Below are 21,788 nucleotides of genomic sequence, written 5' to 3'. Positions count from 1 at the left end.
GGATATGGAATTTGAGACAAAGTGTTTACATGCTGGTTATGAACCAAAAAATGGAGAGCCTCGTGTGGTACCAATCGTACAAAGTACAACGTATAAATACGATTCAGCAGAAGAAATCGGACAACTATTCGATTTAAAAGCCTCAGGGTACTTTTATACACGTTTAGCAAATCCAACGACGAATGCCGCAGAAGAAAAAATTGCTACTCTTGAAGGTGGTGTAGGTGCATTATGTACTTCTTCCGGCCAAGCAGCCACATTCTTTGCAGTGTTAAATATTTTAGAAGCAGGCGACCATCTAGTTTCGACAACGTCAATCTATGGCGGAACGTACAATTTATTTGCTCATACATTGAAAAAAATGGGAATTGAAGTGACTTTTATTGATCAATGGGCTAACTTAGAGGAATTACAACAAGCAATTCAACCGAATACAAAAGCTATTTTTGCAGAAACAATTGCTAATCCAGCCTTACATGTTTTAGATATTGAAAAATTTGCAACGCTAGCTCATGAAAATCAAATTCCGTTAGTCGTCGATAATACGTTTGCAACGCCTTATTTCTGTCGCCCAATTGAATATGGTGCAGATATTGTAATTCATAGTACTACCAAATATTTAGATGGACATGCTGTGCAAACAGGAGGAGCTATTGTTGATAGTGGTAAATTTGATTGGAATAATGGTAAATTTCCACAATTATCAACGCCAGATGTGACTTATCATGGCTTAATTTATACAGAAGCTTTTGGTCCAGCAGCCTATTTAGCGAAAGCTCGTGTTCAGTTGATGCGCGATTTAGGTGCAACGCCGTCTCCACAAAATTCGTTTTTACTAAACTTAGGAATGGAAACATTGGCAGTGAGAATGGATCGCCATTTTGAAAATGCTCAAAAAGTTGCTGAATTCTTGCAAGAACGTCCAGAAGTTAGCACTGTTAGTTATCCAACCTTGGAAACAGATCCTAGCTATTTGTTGGCTAAAAAATATTTACCGAATGGTTTGTGTGGAGTTATTTCATTTGAGATAGCTGCTGGCAAAGAACAGGCAGTCAAGTTTTTAAATGCACTAAAGCTAGTTTCTTTACAAGTACATGTTGCAGATATTCGTACTTGTGCATTGCATCCAGCGACGTCAACTCATCGTCAGCTATCAGAAGTGGAGCTAAAAGAAGTGGGGATTTCCGCTGGGTTAATCCGAATTTCTTGTGGAATCGAAAATATTAATGATATTCTTGTTGATTTGCAGCAAGCGTTTGAGCAATTGGAGGCGTAGACAGATGCCAATTAAACTTCCAAATGATTTTCCTGCTAAATCAGTTTTAGAAAAAGAAGACATTTTTGCGATTGAAGAAAAACGTGCTACTCAACAAGATATTCGCCCGCTACGTTTACTATTATTAAACTTAATGCCCAATAAAATTGATACGGAAATTCAATTGCTTCGTTTAATTAGTCAAAGTCCTTTGCAAATCGATGTAGATTTTTTGAAGTTAGTCTCACATACTCACAAAAATACAAGTCCCAATCACTTAGCTAAATTTTATTTATCGTTTAAAGAAATTGAAAATCAATGCTATGATGGATTGATTATTACAGGTGCACCTGTGGAGACACTGCCATTTGAAGAAGTGGATTATTGGAAAGAACTCGTTAAAGTCATGGATTGGAGTCAAACAAATACAACATCTGTGATTCATATTTGTTGGGGAGCTCAGGCAGGGTTATATCATCATTATGGTGTAGAAAAGATTCAGTATGAAAAAAAATTATTTGGCATTTATCCGCAACGTTTAAATAGTAACCATCGTCTATTCCGTGGCTTTGATGATATCTTTATGGGACCTCAGTCTCGCTATACAGGTATTGATGAAAGCCAAATTAAAGAGGAGCAATTACAAATTGTAGCTGCCGATGATGAAATTGGTGTAACGATTTTAATTTCAACAGATGATCATAATATTTTCTTGTTAGGGCATTTTGAATATGATACAGATAGTTTAAAAAGAGAATATTTACGTGATCAGCAGCGTGGATTAACTACGCAGGTTCCGGTGAATTATTTTGATGATGAGAAATTGACTAATGTAACTAATTGCTGGCGCGGCAACGCGCATTTGCTCTATCACAATTGGTTGAATGATGTCTATCAAATGACACCCTATCATTTGGAAGATATTCCTAAACTACGTGCCCAAAAAGACTAATAAAAAGGGTTTGTGACATAAGAAAAAAACAGGACGAAAATATCCGAACAAAATAGAAGGGTTACGCCAAATTAAGGCGAAATTGCGATGAGGACCAACTGGACCGCAGGAGCAATCTTCTATTGTTCGGATATTTTACGGTCAATCAATTTATGTCACAGTCTCTTTTTTAGTCTCTAATTAATCCTCATCGGTTGCATAGTAACTGTGATCTTCTAAATTTAATTTATTGAGGATAATTGAGGCTGTTTCTTCAATAGACAATGTTGCAACATTAATTATTTCGCATCCTAACTTTTTATATAAGTCATTGGCAAAAGCTAGTTCTTCTTTGATTTTTTCAATATCAGAATAAGCTGTATCAGGATTTAAGCCATAAGCAATCATTCTTTTTTTGCGAATACCGTTCAATACATCGGGATCATTGGTTAGACCCACGATTTTCTTAGGATTGATTTCCCATAATTGTTTTGGTATGTGGGCTTGGGGAACTAATGGTAAGTTTGCAACTTTTAAATTTTTATTTGCTAAAAATAGACTTAATGGGGTTTTTGAAGTACGCGAAACACCTAATAAAACAACATCGGCTTCTAAAAATCCACGGGGATCTTTTCCATCGTCATATTTGACTGCAAATTCCATAGCTTTAATTCGTTTGAAATAATTTTTGTTTAAATGGTGTAAGGCACCTGGTTCACGTGTAGGGGCTACTCCGGTACGTCGTTCCACTTCAGCAACAGGTGGGGTCAATACGTCAAAGTGATACAAGCCACTTTCTTCACAAAAATCATGAGTTAACTCAACTAATTCCTCATTAATTAATGTGTGTAAAATAACAGCATTATGTTTTTTTGCATCTGCTAAAGTCTTAAGCAGTGTACTTTTAGTTGTAATAAAAGTTCGGCGAAACATTTCAAATTTTACCGATGGATATTGAGCTACCGTTGCTTGCGCTAGTTTAGAAGCTGTTTCTCCAGCAGAGTCTGAAATAATGAAAAAGGTTAGAAGCGACTCTTTTTTTTCTTCTGTCATAAAACGATCCCTCACTTGCATTTTAATTAATCTTATTATACCATACACTCATTAAAAATAATCGGAATGATTTTGGTTTGGAGGGGTAGAAAGTGAAAAATCAAACTTCCATAGAACAGGCATTACAGACATTAAAAGATAACGGTTTGAAATATACAAAAAAAAGAGAAGCGATGATTGCTTACCTTGCAAAAGCAAATCGTTATGTCCCCGCAAAAGAGTTGCATGAGTATATGTCCGCAGAATATCCAGGTTTAAGCTATGATACTATTTATCGCAATTTACATGACTTTTCAGAAATTGGTATTTTAGAAGAAACTGAGCTAAATGGGGAAATGAAATTCCGATTCCATTGTTGTTCTCATGGAATTGAACATCATCACCATCATTTTATTTGCACAATTTGTGGCAAAACAAAAGAATTATCAATTTGTCCCATGGATTTTTTCCAAGATCAATTGCCTGGTTGTACGATTGAAAGTCATCGTTTTGAAATTTTTGGTCGTTGTGAAGATTGTCAGCCTGTGTAAGTAAAACGGCTTTTTTCAGAAATAATGAGAGAATTCAGAAAAATTTTTAGAAAATCTCATCATTTATCAGAAGTTTTTAGAAGAACGACTTGACACTCTTTCTTCACTTAGCTATAATTTTTAAAGGACAGTATTGTTATAAGATATTTTATTTTTATGACAAAAACGGTTACTATTTGAGCTCGGAGGGAGGGAATTTACATGTCAAAAACAGTCGTTCGTAAAAACGAATCTCTTGATGATGCTCTTCGTCGCTTCAAACGTTCCGTTTCAAAAGCAGGTACGTTACAAGAATCACGTAAACGTGAGTTTTATGAAAAACCAAGCGTGAAACGTAAGAAAAAATCTGAAGCAGCTAGAAAACGTAAGAAATTCTAATTTTTGATTTTTAAGTTTTCTGTTGTGAGAAGTGGAGCTGGTAGTGTGTCACTACTTAGTAAACTGAACGATGATATGAAGACGGCGATGAAGGCAAAGGAGAAAGAGACCTTGCAAGTCATTCGCATGCTGAAAGCATCGTTACAAAATGAACAGATCAAGGTCGGTCGTGACTTAACAGAAGATGAAGAGTTAACTGTTTTATCTCGTGAGATGAAACAACGACGTGATTCTTTGACCGAATTTGAAAAAGCAGGTCGTGAAGACCTAACAGAAAAAGTCAAAGGTGAAATTACAATTGTTGAACAATATCTACCTGCACAATTAACAGATGAAGAAATTCATCAAATTGTTGCAGAGGCGATTAAAAATACTGGTGCTACTTCACCAAAAGAATTTGGTAAAGTAATGGGTCTGGTGATGCCTCAAGTAAAAGGCAAAGCAGATGGTAACCAAGTAAATGCAGTCGTTAAAGAATTATTAACTGAAGAGTAATGAATCCGTCGCAGACAAGCAATTGTCTGCGGCTTTTTTGTTTCATAATAAAAACTTTAAAAGACTCTTAGATAAAAAGTAGAAGCGATTTTTCTTTTATCTATTGTATGGTATTATTAGGATGAATGTAGATAAAAAGGAGAGAGACATTTTTGACAGAAGAGCAAGGATCTTTAGAGATTAAATTAACAGAAGCTGATGACGCCAGCATGCTATTGGGAACACATGATAAACATATTAAAGTGATTGAAGAAACCACACAAACGATTATTCGTACTCGTGGAGAAATCATTCAAATTAAAGGTACCCAAGAGAAAATTGATCAAGCCGCCGCAGTGATACGTGCATTACAAGAATTGATTAAGCGTGGGATTCAAGTACATACACCAGACGTTGTAACAGCATTAAAAATGGTGTCAAAAGGCAACTTAACAACTTTCATTGATATGTACGAAGAAGAAATCATTAAAGATCGAAATGGGAAACCAATCCGCGTGAAAAATGTCGGTCAAAAGAAATATATTGACGCTGTGCGCACGCATGATGTCACGTTTGGAATTGGTCCTGCCGGTACGGGTAAAACATTTTTAGCCGTTGTTTTAGCAATTGCAGCATTGAAAAAAGGACAAGTTCAAAAAATTATTTTAACGCGTCCAGCAGTTGAAGCTGGCGAAAGTTTAGGATTTTTACCAGGAGATCTAAAAGAAAAGGTAGATCCTTATTTACGTCCAGTTTATGATGCATTGTATCAAATTTTTGGTATGGAGCACACCAACCGTCTCATGGAACGGGGAGTCATTGAAATTGCACCATTAGCTTATATGCGTGGCCGAACTTTAGAAGATGCCTTTGTGATTTTGGATGAAGCTCAAAATACAACAATTGCTCAAATGAAAATGTTCTTAACACGTTTAGGCTATAATTCAAAAATGATTGTCAATGGGGACACTAGCCAAATTGACCTGCCCAGAGGTGTTACGAGTGGTTTGGTTCATGCAGAACGTACGTTACACAAAATTAATAAAATCGCTTTTGCTACTTTTTCAGCGAGTGACGTTGTACGTCATCCTGTTGTAGCAGAGATTATTCAAGCATATGACGAGGCGGAAACACGAGAAGTGAAATAGTTTTGTTATCTAGGAGGGGAAATAGATGATTATTCAACCTTTAAGAAAAATACGTGAAAAACTAGGGAGATTTTTCGTACCGCTCGTGCTCCTAATTTTTTTCATTTTTATGATTGGTTTAGTATTTTCTAGCGTGAAACAACGCGCAGTCGATTATAAAGAAGGTCAAGTAGCGGAATCAAGTATTCGTGCAAACAAAACAATTGAGAATACTTCGGTTACTGAACAAAAACGAAAAATTGCTGCCGAAGCGGTTATTCCAGAATATACGTATCAAGAAGAGATTGCGAAAAAACAACATGAACTGATTCAACACCTTTTTCAATTAATTGAAAAAGTCAAAAAAGACAGTGAAGTGGAGAATAAAAAAAGAGAAGCGAACGCCAAAGACAACCAAACTGTGCAAAAAGTAACGGTTGATGAACAAATTGCTGCGTTGAAAAAAGAATTTGAACAGATTGATTCAGATGATTTAAGTTTTTATCAACGTGTAAGTAATACTTTTTTCCAAATTGTTTTTTCTTTAAGCTCTGATGCGTTAGAAACAGTTAAGAATGAAAGTCTTTCTTTAATTGATGAACAAATGAACGAACAGGTTCGTCAAGCCAATCTTGCTGAAGCGCGTAAAGCTGCCGATGAAAAAATTGAGTTTTTGAATGTAACAAGTAACCAAGCACAAGCGATTCGTTTGATGATTAATCAAGGAGTTGTAGTCAATACGTTCTTAAATGAACGAAAAACGCAAGATTTACAACAAGCAGCCAAAGATGCTGTTCAACCTGTAATGATTTATCAAGGCGAAATCATTGTTCGTGAAGGTTCACAAATTGATGAAAATGCAATTGAGAAATTAAATCTATTAGGAATGACGAGTTCGAATGCGTCATTATTTCCACTAGTCGCACTGGTAATGACTGTTTTGCTACAAATTATTGTTTTACTTTATTTTGTTAAACAGTGGTCTGATCGGGAAAAACGTGAAAACTATTTGACGTTTTATGCTATAACAATGGTTTTGAGCATCTTGGTAATGAAATTTTTCCAAGTGTTTCAAACAGAGGCAGTACCGTTCATCCCATTATTTTACCCAGCAGCATTTGCGCCACTAGTGCTAAGTTTATTCTTAAATAGACGATTGGGAATTTTAGCAGCTGCTTTTCAAGTGGTTACTGCAACCTTTATTTTTTATCAATCAATTGATACCAATCTTTTAACTATTATTTTAGTCTCTTATATGTTTTCAGGAATTATGGGAACTGTTTTAGCACGAAAACGAATTGTTGACCAGGGGACTAAAGCTTTGGTATGGGTCGTACTTTTCCCGTTCTTAATTAATTTGATTTTGATTATTTTCCAAGGTATGAGTTTTTCAAATAGTCGAACATGGATTGCTTTAGCATGTGCTTTAGCAGGTAGTATTTTCTCATTATTATTAACGATTGGATTACATCAATACATTGAATTGCTAATTACCGATGATAGTGTGATTATCTTGAATGAACTAAGTAATCCTAATCATCCGTTATTAAAGCAATTGCTAGAAGAAGCACCAGGAACCTACCATCATAGTATGATGGTTGCTAACTTGAGTGCCAATGCAGTAGCAGAAATCGGCGGGCACTCATTATTAACGCGCGTAGCTTGTTACTATCATGATATTGGTAAATTAAAACATGCCAATTTCTTTGTGGAAAATCTGCCTGCTGGGGCAGAAAACCCACATAATTTCTTATTACCAGCTGATAGCAAGCAGATTATTTTTGGTCATGTGATTGATGGCGCTGCGTTGCTTGAAGAAAAAAATATGCCACAAATGGTTATTGACATTTGTCGTCAACATCATGGAACCACATTGATGAAATTTTTCTATGTGAAAGCGAAAGAGCGCAATTCAGAAGTAACGGAGGAGGAATATCGTTATCCTGGGCCAATTCCGCAAACACGTGAAGCAGCAGTAGTTAGTATTGCAGATAGTTGTGAAGCAGCAGTACGAGCAATGGAAAATCCAACCAATGAAAAAATTCGCCAGTTCGTTTCAAATTTAATTACTGATCGCATTTTAGATGGGCAATTAGACGACTCTGGTTTAACGCTTAAAGAAATTAGAATTATCGAAAATTCATTGGTGAATGGCCTGTGCAGCACCTTCCATTCAAGAATTAAATATCCAAAAATGAAATCAGAAGCAGAGAAAATGAAAGAAGAACAAGAAAGAAGAGAAGAATGATGGAGATTACCTTTATTGATGAAACAAATGCTGTTTCAAACGACAAAGTGGCAGACATTGAATCGTTGCTTCAATTTGCTGCCAATTATTTAAAACTGCCAGAAGAAACTGAAATGTCCGTCACTTTTATGGATAATGCTGCAATTAGAGTCATCAATCGCACGTATCGTGATAAAGATGCAGCAACTGATGTCATTAGTTTTGCGATGGAAGAAGAAGGCGAAGATGAATTGCCGATTATTTTTGACGAAGAAGATGACTTTATATCAGATATGCCACGTACATTAGGTGATATCATGATTTCAACAGAACGAGCCCAAGAACAAGCGCAAGAGTATGGACACAGCTACGATCGTGAGTTAGGTTTTTTAGCATTGCATGGTTTCTTGCACATCAATGGTTACGATCATATGACACCTGAAGATGAGAAGGTAATGTTTGGACTACAAAAGGAAATCTTGGATGCCTATGGACTTGAAAGATAAAAAACAAACTATTGAAAAAAACAAACATTTTATTAATTCTGTGGAATTTGCTTTAACCGGAATTAAAACTGTTTATAAAGATGAGCGAAACATGCGTAGTCACACATTTGTTGCAGCTCTGGTCATTCTGTTGGGATTTATTTTTCGTTTAAATCAACAAGAATGGCTGTGGGTACTTTTAAGTATCTTTTTGGTGATAATTATGGAAATTATCAATACAGCATTTGAAAATGTAGTAGATATGGTCACGAATAAACATTTTCATCCATTAGGAAAAAAAATTAAAGATATGGCTGCTGGTGCAGTATTAATTACGTCCTTATTCGCTTTGCTTATTGGCGCAATTATTTTTCTGCCCAAGCTTATTCAGCTAGTTTTTCATTAGGAAAGAGGAAAAAATATATGACAGAACATAAATCAGGGTTTGTTGCCATTGTAGGTCGTCCAAATGTTGGAAAATCGACACTGTTAAATCGCATCGTTGGACAAAAGATTGCTATTATGAGTGACAAGGCTCAAACAACTAGAAATAAAATTCAAGGAGTATATACAACACCAGATACTCAGGTTGTATTTATCGATACTCCAGGAATTCATAAGCCAAAACATCGTTTAGGTGATTTTATGGTGGAAACAGCCTATAGTGCTCTACGTGAAGTCGATGTGACTTTATTTATGATTAGTGCAGATCAAAAGCGAGGAAAAGGGGATGACTTTATTATTGAACGTTTGAAAAAAAGTGAAGTACCTGTCTTTTTAATCGTTAATAAAATCGATAAAGTTCATCCAGATGCATTGTTAGAAACGATTCAAGACTACACTAGTCAAATGGACTTTGCAGAAGTAGTGCCGATTTCAGCAACAGAAGGAAATAACTTTGAAACGCTAATGAATGTATTAATCGAACAAATACCAGAGGGACCACAATATTTTCCTGACGATCAAATTACAGACCATCCCGAATATTTTATTGTTTCTGAGTTAATTCGTGAGAAAGTTTTATTACTGACACGCGATGAAGTCCCCCATTCCGTTGCCGTTGTTGTTGATTCAATGAAACGTAATGAAAATGATAAAATTCAAGTTCAAGCAACAATTATTGTTGAACGTGATAGCCAAAAAGGAATTATTATTGGTAAAGGCGGAAAAATGTTGAAAGTCATCGGTACTAAAGCCCGTCAAGATATTGAACGTTTATTAGGGGATAAAGTTTACCTAGAACTTTGGGTAAAAGTTCAAAAAGATTGGCGTGACAAACAGACGTATTTGAAAGATTACGGTTACCGTGAAGACGACTATTAATCGGTTATTGCGAGATAGTTCTCAGTTGAGAATTTGTCTCGCTTTTCTTTCCAAAGGAGGGGAGTTTGATGAGCATTGCTGAATCAAAAGGAATTCTACTTTTTAGTAAAAATCATAAAGAAAAAGATAAACTAGTCAAGATTTTTACCGAATCTGCAGGAAAGCAAATGTTTTACGTCAAAGGAGCGCATCGAAAGAATAATCCGCTTGCTCCAGCACTATTACCATATACTGAAGCGGTCTACATTGGGAAATTTAATAGCGAAGGCTTGTCGTTTTTGAATGCAGCAAAAAATGTTCACCCATACCGCAATATACAAGCAGATATTTTTTTAGCTGGTTATGCTACCTATATGATGAATTTGGTAGACGCAGCAATTGAAGATCATGTCTATGACCCTAATCTATTTCATTTTTTAGAACAAGCTTTAATGATGTTAGATCAAGGAAATGATGGTGAAATTTTAACCAATATTTTTGAAATTCAATTGTTACAACGTTTCGGAATTACTATTAATTGGCAAAAGTGCGCTATCTGCGGCACAACGCATGGTAAATTTGATTATTCTTCTACCTATAGTGGTGTATTATGTGAACGTCATTGGGAGAAAGATCTGCATCGATACCATGCTAATCCAGTAGCCATCCATTTCATTCGAATGTTCGCTCAAATTTCTTATGAAAACATTCAATCAATTGAATTAAAATCGGAAACCAAAGCATTCATTCGTCAAACGATTGATGCTTTGTATGAAGAATATGTAGGTGTAAATTTAAAAAGTAAAACCTTTATCGATCAAATGAGTCAATGGGAAAATATCTTCCAAATACCCAAACAACCAACCAACGTTTCGCACAATGAATAATGATGCGGAACGTTTTTTATTTGCTGTCATTCGATGAATTTACAGAAAATTACAAAATTTAAGGAGTAAATATTGACCTTTGCTTAATTTATCTTTATGATACTCTTAATACATTTTTATTGAATTTTAATTGTTAGGAGTGGGATTTTGGAAAATCTGTTTTCAGTTTTAAGACCCGAAGAACAAATAGCATTACAACTTAGAGGATTGTATCAATGGCACGGTTTTCAACTTTACCATCTTAGCAGCTTTGAAGAATATGAATTATATAGTCAAAATAAAAAATTTTTAAATGAAGCTGAAGTCATTACATTTACTGGTGGAGATGGTCGTATTATGGCATTGAAACCAGACATCACGTTGTCAATTGTTAAAAACACGCCACCAAGAGAAACCCGAAAAGTTTATTACTATGAAGACGTGTATCGTCATGATCGTCAAAATGGAGAGTATTTACGTATTCACCAAACTGGTTTGGAGTTTATTGGCGAGATTGGTCAACAAGAAGAGTTAGAAGTATTACATTTAGCGTTAGCGAGTTTATCAGTTGCAGGTGGCGGTGTTTTAGATGTCTCTCATATAGGCGTATTAAAAGCAATTTGCGAGTTATTTCCTACTGAAAATCATGAAGAAGTTATTAAGGCTTTACAGCAAAAAAGTCCACATGTTATCCGTAGTTTAGGGGAAAAGACTGGAGTTTCTGAAGAGAAGCTCGTTCTTTTGGAAGAGCTTATAACATTATGTGGAGACTTTAAGCACACTTATGCTAAAGCATCGACTATCTTCACCAATCCAGTGGCTATTTCTGCGATTGAAGAATTAAAACAACTATACGACTTGTTAGAAAAAGAAGGACGACTTCCAAAAAATGTGAAAATTCGCTTAGACTTTTCAATTGTAAATGATGCCGATTATTATAGTGGATTATTATTTCAAGGATTTGTAAAAAAAGTGAATCAAGCAGTATTGTTTGGTGGCCGTTATGATTATTTATTGCAAAAGCAGGATAAAGCCCAAGGTGGTATCGGTTTTGGAATGTACTTAAACAATCTAGGACGCTCTGTGGAAGTTCCTGAGGAGAAGGATGACTATTTATGCTTTGCATTACCAAAAGGGCGTATGGCGAATTCTGTGTACCGATTATTAGTTAATGCTGGCTTAGCAAGTGACAATGTTTTTGAAGATAATCGCAAGCTGATTTTCGTCGATGAAGAGAAAAAATTGAAGTTTTTCCTTGTTAAGCCCAGTGATGTGGCAATTTATGTAGAACATGGTGTAGCAGATATTGGTGTCCTTGGTAAAGATGTCTTAGATGAGACCGAACCGAACGTTTTAGAATTACTGGATTTAGGTATGGGAAAATGTAAGATGGCTGTCGCTGCTCATAAAGATTTCAAGCAAGATAATACACGTACATTGCGAGTGGCAACTAAATATCCGAACACCACACGTAAATACTTTAGTCGTTTGGGACAATCTGTTGAGTTAATTCAATTACATGGTTCCATCGAGTTAGCTCCATTATTAAATTTATCAGACGTAATTGTTGACATCGTGGAAACTGGAACAACTTTACGTGAAAATGATTTAACTGTTATTCAAGACATTGCTCCCTCTTCTGCGCGATTGGTTGTTAATCATTCAACCTGGCGTTTTAAAGAAGAGCTGATTCAGACTTTGTTAGAGAAGGTGAAAGAACAACTATGATAAACATTCGTACAACAAAAGAAGAGACGATTGAACAATTAATTCAACGAAAAGCTGGCGAAAGTCAAGATGTTTCCCAAGTTGTCGCTGAGGTCCTGAAAGACGTGAAGCAACGTGGTGACTTAGCTTTAAAAGAATACACAAAAAAATTTGATCAAGCAGAATTATCTGAATTTAAAGTTAGTGATCATGAATTTGCAGAGGGATTAGCAGAGATTACTCCTGAATTTTTAACGATTTTAAACCAAGCAAAACAAAATATTACTAACTTCCATGAAAAGCAAGTTCAACGTGGTTTCATTTCAACGAATGAGCAGGGAATTGTGATGGGACAACGCGTATTACCTTTAGAGACAGTAGGGGTTTATGTACCCGGAGGAACGGCTGCGTATCCAAGTACCGTATTAATGGACGTTTTACCAGCAAAAATTGCTGGTGTAGAAAAAATAATCATGATTACCCCTCCAAATAAAGAAGGAAAAATTCCGCCAGCCATTTTAGCGGCTGCAAAAATTGCTGGTGTAGACGCTATTTATAAAGTTGGGGGAGCACAAGGTGTAGCTGCATTAGCTTATGGAACGGAAACAATTCCTAGCGTTGATAAAATTGTTGGTCCAGGAAATATTTATGTAGCGACAGCGAAACGGATGGTTTATGGTTTGGTAGATATTGATATGATTGCTGGACCAAGTGATATTTTAATCGTCGCAGATGAAACAGCGAAACCCAAATGGTTAGCAGCTGATTTATTAGCGCAGGCAGAACACGATACATTGGCACAAGCTGTTTTAGTGACAACCAGTGAAGCAATTGCCAAAGAAGTTCAAGCAGAACTTAGTCAGCAACTAGCAGTATTACCACGACAAGAGATTGCCCAAGCATCGATTGAAAATAATGGCAAAATTATTGTTGCCCAATCATTAGAAGAGGCATTGACGCTAGCTAATCGGATTGCACCGGAGCATTTAGAACTATGTGTGGCAGAACCGTTTGCTTTATTAGGGAAAGTGAAGCATGCAGGTAGTGTCTTTTTAGGTCACCATACACCTGAAGTATTGGGAGACTATTTTGCTGGCCCCAATCATACATTGCCAACAGAAGGAACAGCTCGTTTTTATTCACCGCTTTCTGTTGACGACTTTATTAAAAAAAGCAGTTATTTATATTATTCCAAAGAAGCGCTACAAACGTCTGCTAAACAGGTCATTGCCTTTGCTGAGATGGAAGGCTTGGACGGACATGCCCGTTCAATGGCTGTACGAAAGGAGACGAATTAATGAGCTTTTTAGATAGTCAATTCCAACATTTGATACCTTATGTTCCTGGTGAACAAACACGTGCGAAAGTAATTAAATTAAATACTAATGAAAATCCCTATGATCCGCCCCAAAGTGTGATTGCAGCAGCAAAGGAAGCTGCTGCAACACTTAGTCGTTATTCAGATCCAACTTGTCACCAAGTCATTGAGCCCTTAGCCAAGCATTTCAAAGTAGCACCAGAAAATATCTTTTTAGGCAATGGTAGTGATGAGGTCTTGTTCTTTCTTTTTCAAGGATTTATGGAAAAAGGGGTTCAATTTCCTGATATTACCTATGGTTTTTACGAAGTGTATAGTGATTTATTCCATTTGAATACCCAAGTCATTCCATTAAAAGAAGATTTATCGATTGATTTAGCTGAATACCAAGGAGATGCGACAGTGATTATTGCTAATCCAAATGCACCAACTGGTTTAGTGATAGCGCCCGAAGTCATTTGTGCCTTTGCAGATCAACATCCCAATCGTTTAATCATTGTTGACGAAGCCTATAGTGATTTCAGTGAAGCATCTTTGGTACCTTATTTGGAGGAACATCCAAATATTTTAGTAGTTGGTACTTTTTCGAAATCTCGTCATTTAGCTGGTGCACGTTTAGGCTACGCAGTAGGTTCAAAACAATTAATTGAGGATTTAAATAAACTGAAATTTAGTCATAATCCTTACAGTGTAAATGCGATGACTTTAGCATGTGGGGAAGCTTCTTTACAAGCACAAGCCTATGTAGATGAATGCACGAAAAAAATTATTGCGACACGTGAATGGACCCAGCAAGAATTACAAAAATTAGGCTTTGAAACTACCGATAGTCACACAAATTTTGTTTTTTGCCAGCACACAACCATTGCTGGTGAAACAATTTTTAAACAATTAAAAGAAAAAAATATTTTGGTTCGCTGGTTTAATAATCCTCGAATTGCCAATTACTTACGAATTTCAATTGGAACGCAAGCAGAAATGGAAACACTGATTCAAGCAATCAAAGAAATCAAAGGAGTGGACTTATGAGAACAGCTTCAGTTACTAGAGACACGACAGAAACAAAAATTCAATTAACATTAACCATTGATGGTACTGGAAAGCAGAAATTTCAAACAGGGGTGGGCTTTTTAGATCACATGTTAGAACTATTTTGTCGTCATGGACGTTTCGATATTGACCTTGTGTGTGATGGTGATGTTCAGGTTGATGCTCATCATACAACTGAAGATGTCGCGATTGCGTTGGGTCGTGCTTTTTCAGAAGCCTTAGGTGAACGTCGTGGAATTAAGCGTTACGGCAGTTTTTTATTGCCAATGGATGAAAGTTTGGTCATGACTGCAATTGATATCAGTGGGCGTGGAATGGCAGTTGTAAATTTGGATATTCCAAGCGAAAAAATTGGTGCCCAATTTGATACGGAATTAGTCGAGGAATTTTTTATCGCATTTGCACGTGAACTAGGAGCAGCAATTCATTTACATCAAATTGCTGGCAAAAATAGCCATCACATTGTCGAAGCTTGCTTTAAAGGGTTTGGCCGTTCATTGGGGCAAGCAACAAGTATTGATGAAGTCGCACCTGATGAGATTCCATCAACCAAAGGCACAATTATTTAGGAGGCAAAAAATGATTGCGATTATTGATTACGGTGTGGGCAATCTCTTTAGCTTGTCTCGTTCATTAGAATATTTAGGGATTGAGAGTGTCATTACCAATGACATTACCCAATTAAAAGCGGCAGATCAGATTATTTTACCGGGGGTAGGGGCATTTGGTGATGCGATTCAAAAATTACGTGAACATCAATTAGAAACACCGATTAAGCAATTGGTCAAAGAGGGAAAACCGCTGATGGGCATTTGTTTAGGGATGCAACTGTTATTTGAAAAGAGTACGGAATTTGGTGAACACCGTGGACTGGGTCTTCTTTCAGGTGAAATTGTTTCGTTAAAAGAAGCGCTACAAGCGCAAAATTTATCCCTAAAAGTCCCTCATATTGGTTGGAATGAATTGCTTGTAAAAAAAGAAAGTGTCTTATTGAAGAATTTTAATGAAGGCGAGCAAGTCTATTATGTGCATAGTTTTTATGCAACAAATTGTGATGATAGTTTAATAGCAGCTAGTGAATATGGGATAGAGGTACCTGGTTTGGTGCAAAAAAACAATGTTTATGGGGCACAGTTCCATCCAGAGAAAAGTGGTACAGTTGGTTTGCGAATGTTGCAAGCATTTTCGGAGGTGAAAGGATGAAAATTTTTCCAGCGATTGATTTATTAAATGAAAAAGTGGTGCGTTTGTACCAAGGTGATTATGACCAACAAGAAGTTTTTGGTGAAGACCCGGTTGCTTTTGCACAATCTTTTGAAGAAAAAGGCGCAAAATATTTACATTTAGTTGATTTAGACGGTGCCAAAGATGGGGCGTTACGCTACTTCAAAACAGCTGAAAAAATTGTGGCAAATACGAACTTATTTGTTGAAGTTGGTGGTGGTATTCGCGATGAAGCAACAATTGAACGTTGTTTAGCAGCGGGGGTTCATCGCGTGATTATCGGTACTTTACCACAAAAAAATCCGACATTATCCAAAGAATTAATTCAAAAATATGGCGATAAAATTGCTGTTGGCGTCGATGCTCGTGATGGAAAAGTGGCGGTTGAAGGTTGGTTAGAAACCACTGAAACGGATGCTTTTGATTTTTGTAAAGAATTAGCAGCATGGGGTACAAAAACAATTATCTTTACCGAAATCTCTCGTGACGGGACAGGTCAAGGGATTAATATTCCTTTGTATCAACAATTATTAGAAATTGAGGGTGTCGAGTTTGTTGCTTCAGGTGGTGTAGCAACGTTACACGATATTACCGCATTAAAAGAAATCGGTATTCCAAGCGCAATTGTCGGTAAAGCATTGTATAAAGGTGACTTGAAATTAGCAGACGTCTTAAAAGAAGCGGAGGAATAACATGATTTCAAAAAGAATTATTCCTTGTTTAGATGTTCGTGATGGGCGCGTAGTTAAAGGTGTTAATTTCGCTGGTTTAAAAGATGTCAATGATCCTGTAACCTTGGCTAAATTTTATAATGAACAAGGTGCCGATGAGCTAGTTTTTTACGATATTACAGCTTCTGCAGAAGGCCGAGGCTTGTTTACCGATATTTTACAGGCGGTGGCTTCAGAAGTGTTTATTCCGCTCACTGTTGGGGGCGGAATTAATGAACTAAAAGATTTTGAGCGTGTGTTAAATTGTGGAGCCGATAAAGTCAGTGTCAATTCAGGGGCGATTCGTAATCCACAATTAATTGCAGAAGGTGCGAAACGCTATGGTAGTCAATGTGTCGTTTTATCTGTAGATATTCGTCGCGTAGGCGATGCATGGCATGTTTTTGCGAAAGGTGGTCGTGAAGATACAGGCATTGATGCGTTAGAGTGGATTCGTCAAGGTGAAACACTAGGCGCTGGAGAATTAGTTATCAACAGTATGGATACAGATGGGGTAAAAGAAGGCTTTGATTTACCTTTGTTAAAAGCCATTACCGAAATTTCTTCTTTACCAATTGTTGCTTCAGGAGGTGCTGGTAAGGCAGAAGACTTTACTGAGCTATTCCAATTGCCAAATATTGAAGCGGGATTAGCAGCATCAATCTTTCATTATGGTGAAGTGAAAATTCCTGATTTAAAAGCACAATTAGCTGAAGAAAAAATCGCAGTACGATTATAGGAGATGAAAAAATGGATATCCAAAAACTAAAATTTGGCGCAGATAATTTGATTCCTGTTGTTGTACAAGATGCAGAAACCAAAGAAGTTTTGACCGTTGCGTACATGAATCAAGAAAGCCTTGAATTAACTTTAAAAGACAAACTGATGACATTTTATTCGCGTAGTCGTCAAGAGTTATGGCGTAAAGGAGAAACTAGCGGTAATTATCAACACTTAGTTTCTCTAAAAGCAGATTGCGATCAAGATGCCTTAGTTGCACTAGTCAAAAAAGATGGACCAGCCTGTCACACTGGGGCAGAGAGCTGTTTTTTTGAAACTATTTATGAAGATACTCTTCCAGAAAAATTTTCATTAGAACAATTATATGCGTTGATTCAAGAAAGAAAAGATACCCCTAAAGAGGGGAGCTATACGAGCTATTTATTTGAAAAAGGCAAAGAGAAAATTTTGAAAAAAATTGGTGAGGAATCAACCGAAGTTGTAATTGGTGCGATGAAAGAAGACCGAGAAGAAACAATTTATGAAGTTGCTGACTTAGCGTATCACGTGCTGGTATTGATGAATGATATGAATATTTCAGTGAAAGAAGTTGCTGATGAATTAGCCAAACGTCATGTAGTTGACCACAAGGTAAAACAAGAAACCATGAAATAATTTTTCGGAAAATTTCATCTTTCGTTTGACAAACACTAGAATAACGACTTATTATAGTTATATTCAAATAGTGCGATGAGCATAAAAAGGAAAAAGCCAATCTTTTGAAGCGAGTTTGGAAGAGTGAAAGCCAAACAAAGAACTTTTTACCGTAGGCAATGTGAGCACAGAGACAACAAAGCTGCCGAGCAATCGGAAGTAGGGTGGAACCGCGAACTTATTCGTCCCTATATCTGTACCTAAGTGTATAGATATAGGGACTTTTTGCTGTGAAACACAGCGATTCACCGAACGAAGTGAGTGAGAGAGCTGATGTTGAACAGCACTAGGCGACCAAAGGGAGCGTAGTCACAAAGCACCGAAACACAGCGATTCACCGAACGAAGTGAGTGAGAGAGCTGATGTTGAACAGCACTGGGCGACCAAAGGGAGCGTAGTCACAAAGCACCGAAACACAGCGATTCACCGAACGAAGTGAGTGAGAGCTGATGTTGAACAGCACTAGGCGACCAAAGGGAGCGTAGTTACAAAGCACCGAAACACAGCGATTCACCGAACGAAGTGAGTGAGAGAGCTGATGTTGAACAGCACTAGGCGACCAAAGGGAGCGTAGTTACAAAGCACCGAAAATCGCTGAGTGAGCTGAATATGTGAAAGTCGCCATCCAATTAAAAATACTAGCCAAAAACAAAAAGAAAAGGAGCAAAATCATGAGTCAAAAATTAACTGTCCAAGAAATGATTTTAACATTACAAAAATTTTGGTCTGATAATGGTTGTATGTTAATGCAAGCATATGATACAGAAAAAGGTGCGGGAACAATGAGTCCCTATACTTTCTTACGTGCCATTGGTCCAGAACCTTGGAATGCAGCATACGTAGAACCATCACGTCGTCCAGCGGATGGTCGTTATGGAGAAAATCCCAACCGTTTATACCAACATCATCAATTCCAAGTAGTCATGAAACCATCACCAGAAAATATTCAAGAATTATATCTGGAAAGTTTGGAAAAATTAGGAATTAATCCATTGGAACACGACATTCGTTTTGTTGAAGATAATTGGGAAAATCCATCAATGGGATGTGCTGGTTTAGGTTGGGAAGTTTGGTTAAATGGAATGGAAATTACACAATTTACGTATTTCCAACAAGTTGGGGGACTGGCTTGTCATCCAGTAACCTCTGAATTGACATATGGTTTAGAACGTTTAGCTTCTTATATTCAAGAAGTGGAAAGCGTCTATGATTTAGAATGGTCACCAGGCGTTAAATATGGTGAAATCTTTAAACAACCAGAATATGAGCATTCCAAATACTCATTTGAAATTAGTGACCAAAAAATGTTATTAGATAATTTTACAAAGTTTGAAGCTGAAGCAAAACGCTGTATTGCCGAAAGTCTGGTACATCCAGCATATGATTATATTTTAAAATGTAGCCACAATTTTAACTTGTTAGATGCACGCGGGGCTGTTTCAGTAACAGAACGTGCAGGTTATTTGGCACGTATCCGTAATATGGCACGTGAAGTAGCCAAAATCTTTGTAGATGAGCGTAAAAAATTGGGTTATCCATTATTAGATCGCGAAGAAGCAGAGAAATTATTGCAGGAGGAGAAATAAGATGGCAAAAAATTTATTATTTGAAATTGGTTTAGAAGAAATGCCGGCACATGTTGTCGTACCAAGTATGGAACAATTAGAAACAAAGACACGTCAATTTTTGGCTGACAATCATTTGAATTTTGAATCAATCCAAGCTTTTTCAACTCCACGTCGTTTAGCAATTTATGTGAAAAATCTTGATGAAAAACAAGAAGATTTGGAAGAAGAAGTAAAAGGACCAGCTAAAAAAATTGCTTTAGATGCAGAAGGTAATTGGTCAAAAGCAGCCCAAGGTTTTGTTCGTGGACAAGGATTATCGACAGAAGAAATCACGTTTAAAGAATTAAAAGGTGTAGAATATGTTTATGTCACAAAACATACTCCAGGGAAAGCAGCAATTGATGTTTTAACAGGGCTGAAAGATGTGATTACGAGTTTAACATTTCCAGTAGCTATGCATTGGAGTAGTTATGATTTTGAGTATATTCGCCCAATTCATTGGATTGTAGCTTTATTAGGGGATGAAGTAATTCCTTTTGAGATTTTAGATGTACAGACGGGACGTTCTTCTCGCGGTCATCGTTTCTTAGGTGAAGATGTGACTTTTGCTAATGCCGATGAATATTTAGAAAAGTTAAAAGCACAGTTTGTTTTAGCTGATTCTGCCGAACGTGAAGCAGTGATTACAGCGCAAATTAAAGAAATTGCTGATAAAAACAATTGGACAGTTGAATTAGATGAAGATTTACTAGAAGAAGTCAACAATTTAGTTGAATATCCAACGGCATTTGTTGGTAATTTTGATGAAAAATACCTAGCTGTACCAGAAGAAGTATTAGTAACATCAATGAAAGAGCATCAACGATATTTTGATATTCGCAATGCACAAGGCCAATTGTTACCACACTTTATTTCTGTCCGTAATGGAAATAGCGTAAAAATTGAAAATGTGATTAAAGGGAATGAAAAAGTATTAATTGCACGTCTAGAAGATGCTGAGTTCTTCTATAATGAAGATCAAAAACTAACAATTAATCAATGTGTCAGCAAATTGAAAAATGTTACGTTCCATGAAAAAATTGGTTCAATCTACGAAAAAATGCAACGTGTAGGTGTTGAAGCCCAAATTATTGGAAAAAATGTTGGCTTAACCACTGAAGAGTTAGCTGATTTGCAACGTGCCACTGAAATTTATAAATTTGATTTAGTGACAAATATGGTCGGTGAATTCCCAGAATTACAAGGGATTATGGGAGAAAAATATGCCTTATTACAAGGTGAAAAACCAGCTGTTGCTCAAGCGATTCGTGAACATTATATGCCAATTTCAAGTGAGGGTGAACTTCCTCAGTCTAATGTAGGTACTGTTTTAGCTATTGCGGATAAATTGGATAGTGTTCTGGCCTTCTTTGCCGTAGACATGCGTCCAAGTGGTTCAAATGACCCTTATGCACTACGTCGTCAAACATATGGAATCGTTCGGATTTTGGCTGATAAACAATGGCATTTCCCATTTAGAGGGGTACAAAAAATGATCGAAGAAAAAATTAATGCAAATCAAGCATTATATGGTATTCAATTATCTGATGAAGATAAAGAAGTATCAAGTTTCTTACAAGCTCGTCTACGTCAATTCTTCTTAGGTAGAAATATTCGTCATGATGTCATTGATGCTGTTATTCATGCAGAGCAAGAGGATCTTTCTCGTTTGTTTGAAACGGCAAATATGTTAAATAATCACGTAGAAGATGAAGATTTCAAACCATCGATGGAAGCATTAACACGTGTGATTAATTTAGCAAAAAAAGTGGAGAACGAAGAAACTGCAATTAATCCAGAACTGTTTGAAAATGATGCAGAAAAAAATCTCTATGAAGCCACTGCTCGTTTAGAAGAAAAAGTTGCAACTCAAACTGTGGAAGAAAATTACCATGATCTTGTTGGTTTACGACCATTAATTAGAGACTATTTCGAACAAACAATGGTTATGGTAGAAGATGAAGAAGTTCGTAACAATCGTCTGATGCAATTGAGTAAAATCTCTAAAATGTCCTTAGCTTTAGCAAGTTTAGATACATTAATTACAAAATAAAAAGAACTGGGTTGCCTTAATGATTAGTTTGATAAAGCCAAAAGTTAGACCAGAAAT

At 36.6% G+C, this 21,788-nt stretch carries 22 protein-coding genes; 21 read left to right on the top strand and 1 reads right to left on the bottom strand.

Features of this window, described 5'->3' with window-relative positions:
- The first annotated feature begins 4 nt into the window (after positions 1-4).
- Positions 5-1,276 (top strand): O-acetylhomoserine aminocarboxypropyltransferase/cysteine synthase family protein, encoded by a 1,272-nt coding sequence (locus AC4BC5_RS02220; RefSeq protein WP_490496550.1) that lies wholly within the window; start codon positions 5-7, stop codon positions 1,274-1,276.
- A gap of 4 nt (positions 1,277-1,280) precedes the next feature.
- Positions 1,281-2,207 (top strand): homoserine O-succinyltransferase, encoded by a 927-nt coding sequence (locus AC4BC5_RS02215; protein ID WP_490496549.1) that lies wholly within the window; start codon positions 1,281-1,283, stop codon positions 2,205-2,207.
- A gap of 180 nt (positions 2,208-2,387) precedes the next feature.
- On the opposite strand, the gene AC4BC5_RS02210 is transcribed toward AC4BC5_RS02215, so the two are convergent.
- Positions 2,388-3,239: a pyruvate, water dikinase regulatory protein gene (locus AC4BC5_RS02210; protein ID WP_490496548.1), complete on the bottom strand. Its 852-nt coding sequence runs from the start codon at positions 3,237-3,239 to the stop codon at positions 2,388-2,390.
- A gap of 92 nt (positions 3,240-3,331) precedes the next feature.
- Here AC4BC5_RS02210 and AC4BC5_RS02205 point away from each other — a divergent pair, with 92 nt between their 5' ends.
- From AC4BC5_RS02205 to glyS, 19 genes are all read left to right on the top strand, one after another.
- Positions 3,332-3,769 carry a Fur family transcriptional regulator gene (locus AC4BC5_RS02205; RefSeq protein WP_490496547.1) on the top strand — a complete coding sequence of 146 codons (438 nt, stop codon included), beginning with the start codon at positions 3,332-3,334 and terminating at the stop codon, positions 3,767-3,769.
- Positions 3,770-3,970: 201 nt separating this feature from the next.
- Entirely contained in the window at positions 3,971-4,147 is a 177-nt protein-coding gene (gene rpsU, locus AC4BC5_RS02200) for a 30S ribosomal protein S21 (protein ID WP_002356740.1), read from the top strand.
- Positions 4,148-4,192: 45 nt separating this feature from the next.
- On the top strand, positions 4,193-4,642 hold the full coding sequence (locus AC4BC5_RS02195) for a GatB/YqeY domain-containing protein (RefSeq protein ID WP_490496546.1): 450 nt from the start codon (positions 4,193-4,195) through the stop codon (positions 4,640-4,642).
- A 152-nt stretch (positions 4,643-4,794) separates the two neighbouring features.
- Positions 4,795-5,769, top strand: a complete 975-nt coding sequence (locus tag AC4BC5_RS02190) for a PhoH family protein (RefSeq protein ID WP_490496545.1) — start codon at positions 4,795-4,797, stop codon at positions 5,767-5,769.
- Between the two features lie 25 nt (positions 5,770-5,794).
- Positions 5,795-7,996, top strand: a complete 2,202-nt coding sequence (locus AC4BC5_RS02185) for an HD family phosphohydrolase (protein WP_490496544.1) — start codon at positions 5,795-5,797, stop codon at positions 7,994-7,996.
- A complete protein-coding gene (gene ybeY / locus AC4BC5_RS02180) occupies positions 7,996-8,481 on the top strand; it encodes an rRNA maturation RNase YbeY (protein ID WP_490497485.1) in 486 nt (161 codons plus the stop codon). The genes AC4BC5_RS02185 and ybeY overlap by 1 nt, the downstream gene beginning before the upstream one ends.
- Complete coding sequence (locus AC4BC5_RS02175; protein WP_490496543.1) at positions 8,459-8,866, top strand: diacylglycerol kinase family protein; 408 nt, start codon at positions 8,459-8,461, stop codon at positions 8,864-8,866. Before ybeY ends, AC4BC5_RS02175 begins: the two co-directional genes overlap by 23 nt.
- A gap of 17 nt (positions 8,867-8,883) precedes the next feature.
- Positions 8,884-9,783, top strand: coding sequence for a GTPase Era (era, locus tag AC4BC5_RS02170; RefSeq protein WP_490496542.1), 900 nt, complete (start codon positions 8,884-8,886; stop codon positions 9,781-9,783).
- 68 nt (positions 9,784-9,851) lie between these two features.
- Positions 9,852-10,649, top strand: a complete 798-nt coding sequence (gene recO, locus AC4BC5_RS02165) for a DNA repair protein RecO (protein ID WP_490496541.1) — start codon at positions 9,852-9,854, stop codon at positions 10,647-10,649.
- A gap of 147 nt (positions 10,650-10,796) precedes the next feature.
- The gene (gene hisG, locus AC4BC5_RS02160) at positions 10,797-12,356 is read left to right on the top strand and encodes an ATP phosphoribosyltransferase (RefSeq protein WP_490496540.1); all 1,560 of its coding nucleotides are present in this window, start codon (positions 10,797-10,799) and stop codon (positions 12,354-12,356) included.
- Entirely contained in the window at positions 12,356-13,633 is a 1,278-nt protein-coding gene (gene hisD, locus AC4BC5_RS02155) for a histidinol dehydrogenase (RefSeq protein WP_490497484.1), read from the top strand. The genes hisG and hisD overlap by 1 nt, the downstream gene beginning before the upstream one ends.
- A complete protein-coding gene (hisC, locus tag AC4BC5_RS02150) occupies positions 13,633-14,682 on the top strand; it encodes a histidinol-phosphate transaminase (RefSeq protein ID WP_490496539.1) in 1,050 nt (349 codons plus the stop codon). The genes hisD and hisC overlap by 1 nt, the downstream gene beginning before the upstream one ends.
- Positions 14,679-15,272: an imidazoleglycerol-phosphate dehydratase HisB gene (hisB, locus tag AC4BC5_RS02145; RefSeq protein WP_490496538.1), complete on the top strand. Its 594-nt coding sequence runs from the start codon at positions 14,679-14,681 to the stop codon at positions 15,270-15,272. The genes hisC and hisB overlap by 4 nt, the downstream gene beginning before the upstream one ends.
- A gap of 10 nt (positions 15,273-15,282) precedes the next feature.
- Entirely contained in the window at positions 15,283-15,906 is a 624-nt protein-coding gene (hisH, locus tag AC4BC5_RS02140) for an imidazole glycerol phosphate synthase subunit HisH (protein WP_490496537.1), read from the top strand.
- Entirely contained in the window at positions 15,903-16,619 is a 717-nt protein-coding gene (gene hisA / locus AC4BC5_RS02135; protein ID WP_490496536.1) for a 1-(5-phosphoribosyl)-5-[(5-phosphoribosylamino)methylideneamino]imidazole-4-carboxamide isomerase, read from the top strand. The genes hisH and hisA overlap by 4 nt, the downstream gene beginning before the upstream one ends.
- Position 16,620: 1 nt before the next feature.
- A complete protein-coding gene (gene hisF / locus AC4BC5_RS02130; protein WP_490496535.1) occupies positions 16,621-17,376 on the top strand; it encodes an imidazole glycerol phosphate synthase subunit HisF in 756 nt (251 codons plus the stop codon).
- 11 nt (positions 17,377-17,387) lie between these two features.
- Positions 17,388-18,032 (top strand): bifunctional phosphoribosyl-AMP cyclohydrolase/phosphoribosyl-ATP diphosphatase HisIE, encoded by a 645-nt coding sequence (gene hisIE, locus AC4BC5_RS02125; protein ID WP_490496534.1) that lies wholly within the window; start codon positions 17,388-17,390, stop codon positions 18,030-18,032.
- 710 nt (positions 18,033-18,742) lie between these two features.
- Positions 18,743-19,657, top strand: a complete 915-nt coding sequence (gene glyQ / locus AC4BC5_RS02120) for a glycine--tRNA ligase subunit alpha (protein ID WP_490496533.1) — start codon at positions 18,743-18,745, stop codon at positions 19,655-19,657.
- A gap of 1 nt (position 19,658) precedes the next feature.
- Positions 19,659-21,731, top strand: a complete 2,073-nt coding sequence (glyS, locus tag AC4BC5_RS02115; protein WP_490496532.1) for a glycine--tRNA ligase subunit beta — start codon at positions 19,659-19,661, stop codon at positions 21,729-21,731.
- Positions 21,732-21,788: the final 57 nt, after the last annotated feature.

It is taken from the genome of Enterococcus sp. AMC2644, assembly GCF_058216475.1.
Note: the sequence above shows the minus strand (reverse complement) of the source record. Positions and strands in the feature narration are given on the sequence as shown.

Coding starts and splice junctions, on each gene's coding strand:
- AC4BC5_RS02220 (WP_490496550.1), top strand. CDS start 5: ATGGAATTTGAGACAAAGTGTTTACATGCTGGTTATGAACCAAAAAAT.
- AC4BC5_RS02215 (WP_490496549.1), top strand. CDS start 1,281: ATGCCAATTAAACTTCCAAATGATTTTCCTGCTAAATCAGTTTTAGAA.
- AC4BC5_RS02210 (WP_490496548.1), bottom strand. CDS start 3,239: ATGACAGAAGAAAAAAAAGAGTCGCTTCTAACCTTTTTCATTATTTCA.
- rpsU (WP_002356740.1), top strand. CDS start 3,971: ATGTCAAAAACAGTCGTTCGTAAAAACGAATCTCTTGATGATGCTCTT.
- AC4BC5_RS02185 (WP_490496544.1), top strand. CDS start 5,795: ATGATTATTCAACCTTTAAGAAAAATACGTGAAAAACTAGGGAGATTT.
- ybeY (WP_490497485.1), top strand. CDS start 7,996: ATGGAGATTACCTTTATTGATGAAACAAATGCTGTTTCAAACGACAAA.
- AC4BC5_RS02175 (WP_490496543.1), top strand. CDS start 8,459: ATGCCTATGGACTTGAAAGATAAAAAACAAACTATTGAAAAAAACAAA.
- era (WP_490496542.1), top strand. CDS start 8,884: ATGACAGAACATAAATCAGGGTTTGTTGCCATTGTAGGTCGTCCAAAT.
- recO (WP_490496541.1), top strand. CDS start 9,852: ATGAGCATTGCTGAATCAAAAGGAATTCTACTTTTTAGTAAAAATCAT.
- hisC (WP_490496539.1), top strand. CDS start 13,633: ATGAGCTTTTTAGATAGTCAATTCCAACATTTGATACCTTATGTTCCT.
- hisB (WP_490496538.1), top strand. CDS start 14,679: ATGAGAACAGCTTCAGTTACTAGAGACACGACAGAAACAAAAATTCAA.
- hisH (WP_490496537.1), top strand. CDS start 15,283: ATGATTGCGATTATTGATTACGGTGTGGGCAATCTCTTTAGCTTGTCT.
- hisA (WP_490496536.1), top strand. CDS start 15,903: ATGAAAATTTTTCCAGCGATTGATTTATTAAATGAAAAAGTGGTGCGT.
- hisF (WP_490496535.1), top strand. CDS start 16,621: ATGATTTCAAAAAGAATTATTCCTTGTTTAGATGTTCGTGATGGGCGC.
- hisIE (WP_490496534.1), top strand. CDS start 17,388: ATGGATATCCAAAAACTAAAATTTGGCGCAGATAATTTGATTCCTGTT.
- glyQ (WP_490496533.1), top strand. CDS start 18,743: ATGAGTCAAAAATTAACTGTCCAAGAAATGATTTTAACATTACAAAAA.
- glyS (WP_490496532.1), top strand. CDS start 19,659: ATGGCAAAAAATTTATTATTTGAAATTGGTTTAGAAGAAATGCCGGCA.